11 protein-coding genes and 3 tRNA genes are annotated in these 15,239 nt (G+C 48.4%); 12 read left to right on the top strand and 2 right to left on the bottom strand.

The genetic code is table 11. The features are described from left to right. Positions 1–579: 579 nt before the first annotated feature. On the bottom strand, positions 580–1,092 hold the full coding sequence (locus AXFE_RS02645; protein ID WP_160291698.1) for a GNAT family N-acetyltransferase: 513 nt from the start codon (positions 1,090–1,092) through the stop codon (positions 580–582). A 119-nt stretch (positions 1,093–1,211) separates the two neighbouring features. On the opposite strand from AXFE_RS02645, the gene AXFE_RS02640 reads away from it, so the two are divergent. The 3 genes from AXFE_RS02640 to rpmG all read left to right on the top strand — a co-directional run bounded on the left by AXFE_RS02640 (position 1,212) and on the right by rpmG (position 1,605). Next, positions 1,212–1,287: transfer RNA gene (locus AXFE_RS02640), tRNA-Thr, on the top strand. Between the two features lies 1 nt (position 1,288). Continuing rightward, positions 1,289–1,365: transfer RNA gene (locus AXFE_RS02635), tRNA-Met, on the top strand. 75 nt (positions 1,366–1,440) lie between these two features. Further along, a complete protein-coding gene (rpmG, locus tag AXFE_RS18235; RefSeq protein ID WP_082058425.1) occupies positions 1,441–1,605 on the top strand; it encodes a 50S ribosomal protein L33 in 165 nt (54 codons plus the stop codon). Positions 1,606–2,451: 846 nt separating this feature from the next. On the opposite strand, the gene AXFE_RS02625 is transcribed toward rpmG, so the two are convergent. Then, positions 2,452–3,045 (bottom strand): RNA polymerase sigma factor, encoded by a 594-nt coding sequence (locus AXFE_RS02625; RefSeq protein ID WP_052604339.1) that lies wholly within the window; start codon positions 3,043–3,045, stop codon positions 2,452–2,454. Positions 3,046–3,557: 512 nt separating this feature from the next. Between AXFE_RS02625 and AXFE_RS02620 the strand changes: the two genes are divergently transcribed. From AXFE_RS02620 to AXFE_RS02580, 9 genes are all read left to right on the top strand, one after another. Beyond that, positions 3,558–3,629 (top strand) — tRNA-Trp (locus AXFE_RS02620). 27 nt (positions 3,630–3,656) lie between these two features. Continuing rightward, positions 3,657–3,950 (top strand): preprotein translocase subunit SecE, encoded by a 294-nt coding sequence (gene secE, locus AXFE_RS02615; RefSeq protein WP_152625815.1) that lies wholly within the window; start codon positions 3,657–3,659, stop codon positions 3,948–3,950. A 43-nt stretch (positions 3,951–3,993) separates the two neighbouring features. After that, entirely contained in the window at positions 3,994–4,695 is a 702-nt protein-coding gene (nusG, locus tag AXFE_RS02610) for a transcription termination/antitermination protein NusG (protein WP_052604337.1), read from the top strand. A gap of 115 nt (positions 4,696–4,810) precedes the next feature. After that, positions 4,811–5,239 carry a 50S ribosomal protein L11 gene (rplK, locus tag AXFE_RS02605; protein ID WP_052604336.1) on the top strand — a complete coding sequence of 143 codons (429 nt, stop codon included), beginning with the start codon at positions 4,811–4,813 and terminating at the stop codon, positions 5,237–5,239. 41 nt (positions 5,240–5,280) lie between these two features. Next, the gene (gene rplA / locus AXFE_RS02600) at positions 5,281–6,000 is read left to right on the top strand and encodes a 50S ribosomal protein L1 (protein WP_052604335.1); all 720 of its coding nucleotides are present in this window, start codon (positions 5,281–5,283) and stop codon (positions 5,998–6,000) included. Positions 6,001–6,192: 192 nt separating this feature from the next. Then, positions 6,193–6,726, top strand: a complete 534-nt coding sequence (gene rplJ, locus AXFE_RS02595) for a 50S ribosomal protein L10 (protein WP_052604363.1) — start codon at positions 6,193–6,195, stop codon at positions 6,724–6,726. 122 nt (positions 6,727–6,848) lie between these two features. Next, entirely contained in the window at positions 6,849–7,226 is a 378-nt protein-coding gene (rplL, locus tag AXFE_RS02590; RefSeq protein WP_052604334.1) for a 50S ribosomal protein L7/L12, read from the top strand. Positions 7,227–7,573: 347 nt separating this feature from the next. Beyond that, on the top strand, positions 7,574–11,140 hold the full coding sequence (rpoB, locus tag AXFE_RS02585; RefSeq protein ID WP_052604333.1) for a DNA-directed RNA polymerase subunit beta: 3,567 nt from the start codon (positions 7,574–7,576) through the stop codon (positions 11,138–11,140). A 3-nt stretch (positions 11,141–11,143) separates the two neighbouring features. Continuing rightward, complete coding sequence (locus tag AXFE_RS02580; RefSeq protein WP_082058424.1) at positions 11,144–15,097, top strand: DNA-directed RNA polymerase subunit beta'; 3,954 nt, start codon at positions 11,144–11,146, stop codon at positions 15,095–15,097. The last annotated feature ends 142 nt before the right edge of the window (positions 15,098–15,239 follow it).

Here is a 15,239-nt window from a genome sequence, read left to right as displayed (position 1 = left end):
CATTAATCAGCGCAGCCACGGATCGACTGAAGCTTTTCCTGGTGATCCATAGTGGTTCTATAAGCGACCGGGCGATAATCGATTCCGCATTGATCACACTGATTAGATTATTGATATGTGAATAGACAATTGGTGCTTTGGGCTACCAAATGACTCTCCACCAAGGGGGATTTGTGGCTGAGATCATCTTTGTATCAAGTTTATTTGGAAATACCAAATGATTCTTGACTCCTGAAAGTGCCAAGGTGTGGTCTGCTTTGATAAGGTGCCAAGTGCCAATGAGAAGATAGAGCACACAGATGGTGTCCTTGGCTGGGTTTATTTACTTTGGTCGGCACTTTTGCATCGCTAGGGTAAATCACCGATTCGAACTAATCGACCTAGATACGCCTTTGTGAGTAGTTGTAGATTTTGCTCCCCTTCTTCTCGACCTTGGTTGGTGGGCATTTGCTTTCTGGCCTACGAAGATTTTAAGAGGAGGCGGACTATCTTGTCTGATTCCCGGTGCGATAAGAGCGTTGCCTTCATGATCAAAGCCGGCCTCCTTGCTTGGCAGATTGCGCCGTCGACGGGGATCTTTTATTGAGGTTTTAGCAAGAGTTCAAGGAGCATCATGTCGATCCATTTTCCAAATTTCCTACCGACTTCACGCTCAAGGCCAACTTCGAAGAAGCCAATTGACTTATGAAGGGCAAGCGATGCGGTGTGATCTGAAGCCACCCTAGCCATACAGGCATGAAAGCCATGTTTCGCCGCTAGTCCAACGATGTTGGAGAGGAGTAATTTGCCGATACCTCGACCCTGGAAATTAGGGTCAATGTAAATAGAGTCTTCGACGGTGGTCGAATAGCCAGGACGAACGCGGTATGGTGATACTGACGCGAACCCTACGACTTGTTCTGAAATGGTGGCAACGAGAGCAGGGTATGGGCCTAAGTGTTCTTCAATCCATTTAGTCTGTGTCTCGATCGTTCTTGGAACAAGGTCAAGTGTCACGCGGGAGCCAAGTACTTCGCGATTGTAGATTTGCATCAATGGCACTGTGTCGGTAAGTGTTGCCGGTCTTACGGCGACTTTCGGGGTATTTGGCATTGTTATTTTCATAATCGTAGTTGATGCCAGCTAGTAGATTGTTGTGAATTTTGATTTCCCTTAAACGTCAGGTTTTGCCTTTGGGCGGATATAGAATAACTAAGCTATTTTTATCAAGCGCCCCCTTAGCTCAGACGGCAGAGCACATCCATGGTAAGGATGGGGTCGTCGGTTCGATTCCGACAGGGGGCTCCAAGGCGGCGTAGCTCAGGTGGTTAGAGCACACGGCTCATAATCGTGGGGTCGTCGGTTCGAGTCCGACCGCCGCTACCAGAAGTAGCAGTGCATTGCCTTTCGTAATGTATAGGTAGTCGCTGTGAACGAGTTTAGAGATACACGGAGAGCTCAATGGCAAAGAACGAAAAAAGAATTAAAGTAACGCTCGCTTGCGAGACCTGCAAAAGGCGTAATTATATTACGACAAAAAACCGAATCAACGATCGCGAGCGAATCGAAATGAAGAAGTATTGTCGTTGGGATCGTCAGCACACAACTCACAAAGAGACTAGGTAGTTTCTTTCTTATTAGATCTCGCCGCATCTTTTGCTAAGGGTTACTCTTGGCAAAAGATGCGGCGTTTTTATTTAATTTTTTGCGAACTCCTAGATCTATCCATTAGCGATAGCTATTTCTAGCTACTTTCAATGCGACGGCCTTGTGCTCTTCAAATCCGTGGTTTGTAATAACCGAAACTTCGCCACCAAAGTGCAGTTTCGCCAATGGATGTTAAACCTTTGCATTGAATCTGAGGAGATATCCAATTGGAGTTTGACCCAGCAAGGATATCTTCTGTTTGAGTCGGTGTTTGGGGCGTTAGGGTACGACTACCGACTCGATTTTGGGTTGAAGGAGTGGTGTGATGGTCGTGGCTTGATTGTTTGGCGTGGGGGTAATAGCAATTTCGAGAATTTCGCTGTTGTTGGTTATATCTGTCTCTTGGATTCTCCTGTCTCTTGGATTTTCACCCCTAGGACCGCTAGCGCGTCGCAATCGGCGCCATGGTCGTAATGTCATTCGGCGGTACTTTGAACTTTAACCGACAGGGCGCTCTGATTGGGTCTGCGCAAATTGGGTCTGCGCAAATTGAGTCGCCGCGGTGATTGTCGGTTTTGATTCATGGGGCATTTAGGTGAGTCACCCGTATTGCTACCTTGGCGATGGTGTGTGGCACTAAGGGATAAAATTCGCTATTTCATTTGGATCACTGGCGAGTGAAACTTTTATCTATTTTTGTCTTGTAGCTATTTCATGCTTTGAGTTCAATGGAGTTGACGACATAACCCCGGCATATTTGTATCGACTTTGGAATCAAGCCGATGTACAAAAACTATGGCCTGTGGGATCAAGTCGGACGTTACCTCAAGCGTGGCGCCTTTTTTTCCCGTTACCTATGACATCTGGCGCTTCACCTTCGGCGATGAGGTGGATTCGCAATAATTTACGCGCCCTATGTAGGCGAACCTTTGCATTGGATTCGGTAATTCCAAGCACCAAAGCGATCTCTGAATGCTCCATTCCATAGAGCTCTTTTAGGATTACGATGCGCCGCAACTCCTCTGGGAGTTTCTTTAAGGCCGCTTGAACCTCCATCGTGGATGCTATATCTTGATCGGTGACGCTTGAATTAGAAAGGGTGTCACCGAGTAGGACGTCAGCTCCTTCGATTACTTCAAAGCGTCGCCTCCTAGCTTTAGCAAGCAGGGTCGAGCTAGCATTTGTGACAATGCTAGACATCCACCGGCTAAAGCTAGAGTCTCCTCTAAAGTTCTTGAGCGAGCGGAAGGCTCTCAAATAGGCCTCTTGGAGTGCGTCACGTGCGTCGTCCAGATTTCCCGTTAGGGCTACGGCCCGCGCTAGGAGGTTTGGATATGTAATCCGTACTAATTCGTCGAAAGCTTCATGGCTGCCGGTTTTGGCCTCTTCTACGAGACGCTTGACTGCATTGGTGTCCATGCTCTGCTCCCGACTTTCTCCAAACCGATAAGTTCCTATGATAGTTCTTAAAATTGGTAGAGGAGACCAATAGCTACAGCATTTTGGTCTCGCGAGCAACCCACTGCGACGTTACCTTCGTTTGACCACGCTAGATCCGTCGATTTGTTTAATTAAATCCCTGGTCTCCTCATTGGCCGCAAGCAAATAGGAGGCGTTCAATGAGAAAATATCTTGATCTAGATCTTTGTCCGGTCTCTGGAGCGCCAGACTGCGTTTGATCTGGACTTCTCGTAGCCATTGGCTCAGACCTTTGTGGATTTAATTGAAGGTTGGAGGGTGAAATTGGGAGGCAATTAGCTTTCTTGGGGAGATAATTGTTCGAGATCAGAATTTCATGGTCGTAAATATTCCTGAAGTTGGAGTGCAAGCGCTTAGAATTGAATCTCCGATAAGTATTTTCGGACACTGTTTAGGTTTGACTTCTTCATGGAGCTAACTTCGCGGTAGTCTGATAAGCTTGTGTCGGTCTTAGGGTAGTAGCTCAATGGTAGAGCACCGGTCTCCAAAACCGGGTGTTGGGGGTTCGAGTCCCTCCTACCCTGCGCAAATTTACCGGAAGAGGTTTTTAGGTGAATCGTCAATCGAAACGTCTTATGGCTCGCCAGCAAAGCCAGAGCGAAGCGGAACGGGCGAACGCCCCAAAGAAAGTTATATCTCAGAAGAATCAGCCAGAGTCAAAGCGACTTACGCCAAAGATATATCTTCGTGAAGTTCGTGATGAACTCAAGAAGGTTACTTGGCCAACTCGAAAGACGGTCATTAACTATTCGACTGTAGTTTTTATAACCCTTACCTTTCTTATCGCTTTGATATTCGTGCTGAACTTGGCTTTCTCCAAAGCCGTTCTATTTTTGTTTGGCTGATTCAGTCTTGGCTCTTGGGTGCCGCTGCTACTTTAGGATTTAAATGACTGACTTTTTTGATGAAACACCCCCAGAAGAAGATATACCTTCACGCGAGGAGGTTGAAGCTCCGATCCAGGTGATACCTGGGAAATTGGAGTATGTAAAGGATGGCGACGAGGTTCCTCTGGAGCCACAAGGGCCTCCGGAACAGAGCCCATTTGATCTGCCAGGGGACTGGTATGTCATACATTCATATTCTGGTTATGAGAAGAAAGTGAAGTCCAATCTGGAGTCTCGCATGAGTTCCATGCAAGTGGAAGATCGAATTCACCAAATTTTTATTCCGATGGAAGATGTCACCGAGATAAAAAATGGCAAACGAGTTGTCTCCCAGAAGAAGGTTTTTCCCGGGTATATCCTAGTGCGCGCTGACCTAGACGATCTGACTTGGGATGTGGTGCGGCATACGCCTGGTGTAACTGGTTTTGTCGGCATGGGATCGAAGCCGACGCCGCTATCACGTAAAGAAGTCGAATCCATTCTTAATTTCTCTGTCGAACCGATGGATCTTCAAAGAAAGTCAAGGCCTACTCTTGAATATCAGGTAGGTGACCCAGTAACCGTCAAGGACGGCGCCTTTGAGGGGCTAACAGGGATGATATCTGAGATAAATGAAGATCACCTCAAGTTGAAGGTGCTTGTCAATATATTTGGCAGGGAAACGCCTGTTGAGTTGGAATTTGCTCAAGTAGCCAAGGTATAGCTACCTAAAATCATATTGGCCTCTGCAGGATATTGCAGGATCCGCCGTATGATGTACTAGTTCATTAGCTGTTGTATGTCAGCCAAAAATTTAACAAAGTGAAACGAAACTAAAGATGGCAAAGCGTCGTGTTACCGCAATTGTAAAGATTCAGCTGCCCGCTGGAGCTGCTACTCCAGCTCCCCCGGTAGGTACCGCTCTTGGACCCCATGGAATTCAAACCATGGAGTTTTGTAAGCAGTATAATGCAGCCACAGAAGCGCAGCGTGGAACGGTTATCCCGGTTGAGGTTACAATCTTCGATGACCGCTCATTCACATTTGTGCTAAAGACCCCTCCGACACCGGTTTTGCTGCGACAAGCAGCCGGCGTTCCAAAGGGATCTGCAACCAACAAGAGAGTTGTAGCCGGAACTATTTCTGGTGACCAACTCGAAGAGATCGCTAAAACCAAGCTGCCGGACCTAAATGCCAACGATCTAGACGCCGCTAAGCGTCAAATTGCCGGAACGGCACGATCAATGGGCATCAAGGTCGCCGAATAGGCCTCGTCGAGCAGTTCATATATTTGGGAGATTTACCTTAAATGGCAAAAGTTACAAAGCGCATGAAGGCGCTAACGGCGTCCTATGACAGAGAACATCTAAATGTTCCAGCTGAAGCGGTGGAGACTGTAAGGAAGCTTGCAACTGCAAAGTTTGATGAGTCGATTGAGTTAGCGGTACGCTTGGGTGTTGACCCCCGAAAGGCCGATCAAATCGTGCGAGGTACCGTTTCACTACCAGCTGGTACTGGTCGAGAAGTCAGAGTCGCAGTCTTTGCATCCGGTGAAGCAGCCAATGAGGCCCGTGAGGCCGGAGCTGACGTCGTAGGCGCCGATGATTTGGTTGCTCGTATTCAAGGTGAGAGTTTTCTCGATTTTGATATAGCAATAGCCACTCCGGACCTTATGGGTCAAGTTGGCAAGTTGGGTCGTATTCTTGGTCCAAGAGGCCTCATGCCTAACCCCAAGACCGGTACTGTCACCACTGACGTTGCCAAGGCAGTCCGTGAATTCAAGGGCGGAAGAGTTGAATATCGCACCGATCGCGTGGGAAATGTTCAAGTACCGATCGGCAAAGCATCCTTCACCAAGGATCAGCTCCTTGAGAACTTTAGAGCAGTCGTTGATGAGCTCAGTAGAGCTAAGCCAGCATCCTCAAAGGGTCGCTACTTCAAGAGCGTTACCTTGGCTTCGACAATGGGACCTGGCGTCAAAGTTGATACTAACCGTCTGAGGGTTACAGAAGAGGATCTAGCGAGCTAGACTCCCCTGATAGATTTCAAATATATAGGCAGTTGCCAAAGACCTTTGGTGCTCTTTTAGAGTGTAAATTCCAAGTGAAGCCAAAGTAGGTAACGATAAAAGTTTTTGGTACTGCCACAGATCGCCCCCAAGCGACTTGTGGCTTTTTGTTTTGTTCCGACTTTGGAGCAAATCTTTTGGATTGGAGAGAGTATGGATAATCCGCGTCCCGATAAGGTGGCGATAGTAGAGGAGCTAAACCAAAAATTTGCTAGTTCCGCTGCTGTTGTGGTCGCTGAATATCGTGGTTTGAAGGTCTCGGATCTCGAGGCGCTTCGTCGGTCTCTTGCGCTAGCCGGTGGCTCCTTCAAGGTGTACAAAAATACTCTTGTGAAGCGATCAGCCGATGCCGCAGGGCTAGAAGGACTGGCAGCTTACCTCGATGGGCCAACAGCTCTGGCGTTCGTGGAAACAGACGTCGTTGAGGTAGCGAAGGTTCTAAAGGAGTTTACAAAGACTCACCCGCTTCTCGTCGTGAAGGCTGGCGTCTTAGGCAATAGCGTGATAGATGCCAAGGGCGCACTTGCCCTCGCAGAGCTTCCTTCGCGCGAGGCCCTCTTGGGCCAGCTGGCTGGAGTCATGGCCGCGCCTATGCGCGACTTCGCTTCGGTTCTCAAGGCACTGCCGCAAAACTTTGCATATGCTCTATCTGCCTTGGTGGACAAGCAGACCGAAGAAGCAGCATAGCATTTACCCAATTTGGTCGTCGCCAGTTGGCGCGGCCGCTTAGATCCCTACGCCAGGTGGCTGGCGGGAGAGTACATCTTTAGTGATGTGCTTAAAATTTGAAAAATAGAAAGGAAACACAAATGGCAACTTCTGAGGAAATTCTAGAATCAATTGCATCCATGACCGTACTAGAGCTGAGCGAATTGCTCAAGGCTTTCGAGGAGAAGTTTGGCGTAACCGCAGCTGCTCCTATGGCTTTTGCAGCTCCAGTTGGTGGCGGCGATGCGGCACCTGTAGTGGAAGAGCAAGATGAGTTCGATGTTATCTTGACCGGCGCCGGCGAGAAGAAGATTCAGGTCATCAAGGAAGTTCGCAGCTTGACAAATCTTGGTCTCAAAGAGGCCAAGGATCTCGTTGATGGTGCTCCTAAGGCCGTACTGGAGAAGGTATCGAAGGAAGACGCCGAGAAGGCTAAGGCTCAGCTCGAAGGAGCAGGCGCCACGGTCGAGCTCAAGTAACATAAGTTTTTCGGTGGCGTTCGATCTATAATTGAGTTTATAGTTAGAGCAATAGATTAGTGAGCCACTTGCTCAGAGATGATATGGTGTTTCACTAATCCTGCCGAACTTGTTGATCAAAGGAGTTAAAATCGATATTTTCTCTGTTTTTGCCTCCTTTGACGAAATATTTGATGAAAGTTGAGTCAATCCTGCAAAGGATTGACTCGCTTTTGCGTCTCTATGTGTAAACTAGAAGATTGCCGTGCTTTCATTCTTACTCGCCCTCTTGCGCTTTTTGAGCATCTTTAAGAGCCCCTTGGCGATTCATGTCCTATTTCAGGTGAACTCTAGCTGGGAGAGATTCGTTGACCTCTAGATCTCGTTCTATTGAACGGTATTCGTTTGCAAATCTGGATGAGGTTTTGCCTCTACCAGACCTCATTTCTATTCAAAGAGAATCCTTCGATTGGTTTCTCCGCAAGGGCCTCTCAGAGGCCTTCGCGGAGTTAAGTCCGATTGAGGATTTTTCGGGTAAGTTAGCTCTTGAATTAAATTTCGACGCCGATGACCCCGACCTTACGCCCGTGCCAAAATATAGCGAAGAGTTCTGCAAAGAGCGTGATTTAACTTATCAGGCTCCGATCTTCGTGAAGGCTACATTTATCAATAAGGGTACAGGTGAGCTCAAAGAGCACACAGTATTCATGGGTGATTTCCCTATGATGACTGAACGAGGTTCTTTCATTATAAACGGCACTGAACGTGTCGTTGTCTCCCAGTTGGTCCGATCTCCCGGAATTATTTTCCAAAAAGGTCGAGAGGCCAAGACTGTCGTTAGCGGAACGATTCATGCTTACCGTGGGGAGTGGCTCGAATTTGATGTCGAGTCTAAGCCTGGTCGCGAATTAAACGCTGGGGCTAGAGTTGCTCGAAAGAGGCGTATCTCTATCTTTACATTGATTCGTGCACTGGGTTATGACGATCCAGAGCTGCTTGAGCGCTTCGTTGAGGAGTTTGATTTTCTTTCGGATCAATGGTCCAAGGACAAAAATATACACAAGACTCAAGAAGAGGCATTGCTCGAGATCTATAAGAGGGTTCGTCCTGCTGACCTTCAGAATATTGAGTCCGCTCGAAATTACTTCGAGAGTTCCTTCTTCTCGACCAAGCGATACGACCTTACTCGAGTTGGTCGTTATAAGCTCTCTCGTAAGCTTGGTGCTGAGATTGAAAGACTATCTGATGTATTGGGGTTGGATCTTCCGGTGCCAGGTAGCAAAGATACAACTCTTTCACCAGCTGAGATATTGAGCGCAATCTCTTACATGCTCTGTTTGGTGGCACAGCGGCCCGGCTATCGCCTTGATGACCAGGATCACTTTGCCAATCGTCGAGTTCGTAGCGTAGGCGAGCTGATTCAGAATCAGCTTCGTTTGGGCCTCTCTCGATTGGAGAGATTGGTCAAAGAGCGTATGTCTACTCAGGATGTTGAGGCAATTACTCCTCAGACTCTGATCAATATACGACCAGTTAGTGCAGCTATCAAAGAGTTCTTTGCGACTTCTCAGTTGAGCCAGTTTATGGATCAGGTGAATCCTCTTTCTGGCCTAGCAAACAAACGTCGTCTCTCGGCATTGGGACCTGGTGGTCTTTCTCGTGAGCGAGCAGGCTTTGAGGTCCGTGACGTTCACACATCTCACTATGGCAGGATGTGCCCAATTGAGACGCCAGAAGGTCCAAACATCGGATTGATTGGTGCGCTAGCTAGTTATGCGCGTATCAACGAGTTTGGCTTTATCGAGACTCCTTATCGCAAGGTAGTCGAGGGAATAGTCACCGATGAGATTGCCTACTATCCTGCGGACTTGGAAGAGCAGTTTATTATTGCTCAGGCGAACGCACCTATCGACAAAGACGGACGGTTCATTGAAGATAAGGTTCTTGTTCGACGTGGTCCAATTGGTGCAGAAGTTCGAGTTGGCGTAGATACCACTTCGTATGCGTCTACCTCGGAGATTGACTTTGTCTCTGCTAAAGAGGTGGAGTTGATGGACGTCTCTCCAAAGCAGATCGTCTCAGTGTCGACCTCTTTGATTCCATTCATTGAGCACGACGATGCTAACAGGGCACTTATGGGTGCGAACATGCAAAAGCAGGCGGTTCCGCTTTTGGTGCCTGAGGCTCCTTATATCGGGACCGGTGTTGAGGCTCGTGCTGCACGAGACGCAGGTGACGTTGTCTTGGCGGAAGGTGTCGGAACTGTTACCGATGTCAGCGGCGATAGGGTTACGGTTGAATATGAGGTTGGGGAGTGCGATCGTTACGGTCGAGTTCTTGGTCGCAAGATCTACCCAATCGCTAAGTTTCGTCGTTCCAATCAAAATACTAGTTATAACCAGGTAGTGCTAGTCAACGTTGGGGAGCACTTGGTCAAGGGCTCTGTGATAGCTGATGGGCCAGCAACTCATGAAGGTGAGTTGGCTCTTGGTAAGAACCTTCTTGTGGCATTTATGCCTTGGGAAGGCTACAACTATGAAGACGCGATTATTCTTTCGGAGCGCCTGGTAAAAGATGACGTGCTCACATCTATTCACATCGATGAGCATGAGACTGATGCTCGTGAAACGCGACTTGGACCAGAGGAGATCACCAGAGATATACCAAATCTTTCAGAAGAGATCCTCTCTGACTTGGACGAACGTGGTATCGTCCGCATCGGTGCGGAAGTCGGACCAAATGATATTTTGGTCGGTAAGGTCACACCAAAGGGCGAGACCGAATTGACACCCGAGGAGAGGCTTCTTAGAGCTATCTTCGGGGAGAAATCTCGAGAGGTTAGAGATACTTCGCTTAAGGTCCCTCATGGTGAATACGGGAAAGTTATCGACGTGAAGGTATTTTCACGCGATGAGAATCCCGATTTAGCTGCTGGGGTCAATCAGTTGGTAAGGGTCTATGTGGCTCAACGTCGTAAGATTACAGAAGGCGATAAGCTTGCTGGTCGCCACGGTAACAAAGGTGTTATCTCTAAGATTTTGCCCCTTGAGGATATGCCCTATATGGAAGATGGCACTCCTGTTGATATTATCTTGAATCCACTTGGAGTTCCTAGCCGGATGAACGTTGGTCAGGTCCTCGAGTCGCACTTAGGGTATACGGCACGTTGGGGATGGCCAGGTAACCCCTTGGCCGATGAGCCCGTGCGAGGTACTGAGACTAAAACTCGACCAAGAACTAAGCCATCTTCGTGGATTGCAACGCCCGTCTTTGATGGTGCGCACTGGGATGAAGAAGATAAAGCTGGTCGTCACCCGACGATCCAGAATATCTTTGAGAATCTGAATCCAGAATCTCGCGATGGGGTGAGGTTGATTGGCAATGACGGCAAGGTCACTCTATATAACGGGCGTACCGGGGATAAGTATGACAACGCGGTTTCTGTCGGTTATGTCTATATCCTAAAACTCGCTCACCTTGTAGATGACAAGATTCACGCACGTTCGACCGGTCCATACTCCATGATTACCCAACAGCCATTGGGTGGTAAAGCTCAATTTGGTGGTCAGCGCTTTGGAGAGATGGAAGTTTGGGCTCTTGAAGCTTATGGAGCTGCATATGCTCTTCAGGAACTTTTGACTATTAAGTCCGACGACGTCTTGGGTCGTGTCAAGGTATATGAGGCGATTGTAAAGGGAGAGAATATTCCTGAGCCAGGAATTCCTGAGAGCTTTAAAGTTTTGATCAAAGAGATGCAATCGCTTGGTCTAGACGTAGAGGTTCTCTCGCATTCTGGTGAGGAGATTCAGATCCGTGAGATCGATGAAGACGCATTTAGAACAACCGAACAACTCGGGATTTCACTAGCACGTCCTGAACGTGGGTCGGATTACGACGACGGTCAAAGGCGCTTCGGTGGAGAAGGGAGCTTTTAATAGATGATTGATGTCAATGAATTCAATAATCTTCGTATCGGCATCGCTAGCTCTGATGCCATTCGTTCATGGTCTCATGGCGAGGTCAAAAAGCCTGAGACGATTAACTATCGAACCTTGCGCCCCGAACGTGATGGTCTATTTTGCGAGAAGATTTTCGGTCCAACTAAGGACTGGGAATGCGCTTGTGGAAAGTATAAGAGGGTTCGTTTTAAGGGTATTATCTGCGAACGCTGTGGCGTCGAGGTTACCCGAAACAAGGTTCGCCGTGAGCGAATGGGCCATATCGAACTGGCAGCTCCTGTAGTTCATATCTGGTACCTTCGTGGTACTAGATCGTGGTTGGCTTATCTATTGATGGGTACATCTCTAAAAGAGGAACTCAAGGCTAAGCAGCTAGAAAAGGTTATCTATTTCGCCGCCAACTTGGTTACCTGGGTTGATGAGGATAAGCGTCACGAAGATCTCTCTAATCTAGAGATCGAACACGCTGCCAAGGTAAAAGAGGTTGAGAATCGAAAGAATCTCGATCTTGATGCTATCTTCAAAGAAAACGAAGAAGAACTAGCTGAACTCGAGGCAAAGGGTGCCAAAGAGGCAGAGATTCGAGCAGTTCAGAAGCGCTTTGAACAGCGTCTTGAGCTAGCTCGTGCTCGCTTTGATAGAGATATCGAAGTGGCCGAGAGGGCTTTTGATGCCTTTAGAAATCTACATGGTCGTCAAATTATCGAGGATGAAATCCTGTGGCGTGAACTTCGGGAGAGCTTTGGCGAATACTTCGAAGGCGGCATGGGTGCTGAAGCTATAGCTAAGCTGATCGGTCGTTTGGATTTGGTCGATGAGGAGCGAAAGCTTAGAGAGATCATTGATCCCACCGACGGAAGAAAGCCATTAGCTGCCCAACGTCGTCAGAAGGCTATCAAGAGACTTAAGATTGTCTCGGCTTTCAATGCCGCGGCAAGCGCTGGTGAGCATGGAAAGATAAATTCTCCATCTTCGATGATCATGGACGTTATTCCAGTGATTCCACCGGATCTGCGCCCTATGGTTCAACTCGATGGTGGTCGTTTTGCTACTTCGGACCTCAATGACCTTTACCGTAGGGTCATAAACCGCAATAACCGCCTAAAGCGATTGCTCGATCTAGCGGCTCCTGAGATCATCGTGAATAACGAAAAGCGTATGCTCCAAGAGGCAGTTGACGCTCTCTTTGACAATGGGCGACGTGGTCGACCCGTTGTTGGTCCAGGAAATAGGCCACTAAAGAGTCTTTCTGACATGCTCAAAGGCAAGCAGGGACGTTTTCGTCAGAACCTTCTGGGAAAGCGCGTTGACTATTCGGGACGTTCGGTTATTGTCGTTGGACCAACACTAAAGCTGCATCAGTGCGGCCTCCCCAAGCAGATGGCACTTGAACTCTTTAAACCTTTCGTTATGAAGCGGTTGGTTGATCTTGAATACGCACAGAACATTAAGTCTGCAAAGCGAATGGTTGAGCGACGGCGAAATGAGGTCTGGAACGTTCTCTCTGAAGTTGTCAAAGAGCACCCAGTTCTCCTGAACCGCGCCCCGACCTTGCACCGCTTAGGTATTCAAGCTTTTGAGCCAGTGTTGGTGGATGGAAAGGCAATTCAGATTCACCCGTTGGTCTGTGCCGCCTTTAACGCTGACTTTGACGGTGACCAGATGGCTGTTCACCTTCCGCTTAGTTCCGAGGCGCAAGCCGAAGCTCGCATTCTGATGCTTAGTGCTAATAACATTCTTTCTCCTGCTACTGGTCGTCCAATTACAGTTCCTACTCAGGATATGGTCTTTGGTATCTACTATCTGACCATGGAGGTAAATGGGGCTAAAGGGGATGGAAGAGTCTTTAGGCACAGCTATGAGATTCAGCGTGCTTATGAGGCAGGCGACGTCAACTTGCACGCTCGAATCCTCTTTCGACGTCCAACTGAGGATGGATATGAAGAGATTGCCACTACTCCTGGTCGAGTTTTCTTCAATGATGCCCTTCCAAGTGACTTTCGTTTCGTAAACACTTTGATAGGTAAGAAGGCAACTCCAATCGGCTCGATCGTAGAAGAGATAGCCAATAACTACTCTAAGCAGGTCGTCTCTACCTCGCTGGATGCGATCAAGAGCCTCGGTTTTCGATTTGCAGCTCAGTCTGGTCTTACGATCTCTATCAATGACGTAAAGACGCCGTCGATCAAGGGTGAAATCTTGGATCGTTATGAGAAGGAAGCGGAAAAGGCTGAGACGCAGTTCAAGCGCGGTATTATTACCGACGACGAGCGGCGTCAAAAAGAGGTCGAGATATGGACCTCTGCAAACAGCGAGATCGGTAAGGCGATGGAGGCAGTACTCTCTTCGTTTGCCTTCAACCCCTTGGACATGATGGTGGACTCAGGTGCTCGTGGTAATGCTCAGCAGATTCGCCAGATATCTGGTATGAAGGGTCTTGTCTCTAACCCTAGAGGAGAGATGATTCCGCGTCCTATTAAATCTTCCTTCCGTGAGGGCCTCTCGGTACTCGAATACTTTATTTCAACACACGGTGCTCGAAAGGGATTGGCTGATACCGCCCTTCGAACAGCTGACTCTGGATATTTGACCCGTCGTTTGGTCGACGTTGCCCAAGAGTTGATCGTTCGTGTGGATGATTGCGGTTCTACCCGTGGTATTTGGATGGACGAGATAGTTCCCGATGAAGCTAAGCGTTCTTCTTATTTGGAGACTCGTATCTACGGAAGGGTCTTAGTAGAGGGCGTTGAACTGGTCGATGGAACGGTCCTTGGGACCGGTACCTTGATTGATGATAACGTTTTAGCTCAACTCCGTGACGATCCGGGTATCGATAGGATCAGGGTGCGTTCTGTATTGACTTGTGAGACTCCTCATGGAGTCTGTCGGGTTTGCTATGGACAATCCTTGAGCGCAGGTCGTTTGATCGACTTGGGTGAGGCAGTTGGCGTTATTGCTGCACAGTCGATTGGTGAACCTGGTACCCAGCTAACAATGCGTACCTTCCACCAGGGTGGCGTTGCAGGCGCTGACATCACCCATGGACTCCCTAGGGTGGTGGAGCTCTTTGAAGCACGTACCCCCAAGGGATCGGCCATCTTGGCCCACCGTAGTGGATCTGTGCAAGTTGAAGAGGGCGAAAGTCATCGAAAGCTTATTGTCATTGACGATCAGGGCGAGCGCGAGGAGTACGATCTATCTCCTAAGCAGCGCTTGGAGGTTCACGGTGGTGACATGGTTGAGGCTGGAGACGTTCTTGTCGATGGCCCCAAAGATCCTAAGGAACTCCTAGACATTAAAGGCATGCGCGAAGTTCAACAGTATTTGGTTGAAGAGGTACAAAAGGTCTACCGTGACCAAGGCGTTTCTATCCACGATAAGCATATTGAACTTATCGTGCGACAGATGCTCAAGAAGGTTACAGTGGCCGAGCCAGGCGATTCGGACTTTTTGCCCGGCGAGAGGGTAGACGCTCGTGTCTATCACGATCGCAACGTCGAACTGACCTCTTCTGATCAAAAGCCAGCTCTTGGTCGGCCCGAACTTATGGGTATTACCAAGGCGAGCCTCGCTACCGAGTCGTGGCTTTCTGCTGCGTCATTCCAGGAGACGACTCGCGTGCTGACTGAAGCGGCCATTGAGGCCCGTTCTGATTCGCTGCTTGGCTTGAAGGAAAATATTATCATCGGGAAGTTGATTCCGGCCGGTAGCGGCATGCCGCTCTATCGCAGTGTTCAGGTCTCAACTCCTCATGCACGGAAGATGTCGTATTGGTCATCTAGTGATGACTTTGATGAGTACGAGGACCCAGATGAGGATGAATTGGCCGACCTTGAGTCGACCATTGATGATTCATTTGACTTTGATCTTGATGTAGATCTAAACGACATTCCCGGTGGAATTGGCGGTAGCGGTCTGGGCGAAGGCGCCTGATATTATTTGATTCCAGAGAGAGTTCATCTTCCATCTTTTTATCATTAAGGGTGGTCCGTGGCCTCTTTCTGGGTCATTTGATCTAAGGGTTGTAGCGTTTGGTAGAAATACCATGCAGGTTGTTCGTCAAATCCGCCCTATA

Origin of the sequence: Acidithrix ferrooxidans (assembly GCF_000949295.1) — a bacterium.
GTDB lineage: Bacteria > Actinomycetota > Acidimicrobiia > Acidimicrobiales > Acidimicrobiaceae > Acidithrix > Acidithrix ferrooxidans.
This window is presented reverse-complemented; position numbering and strand designations above follow the sequence as displayed.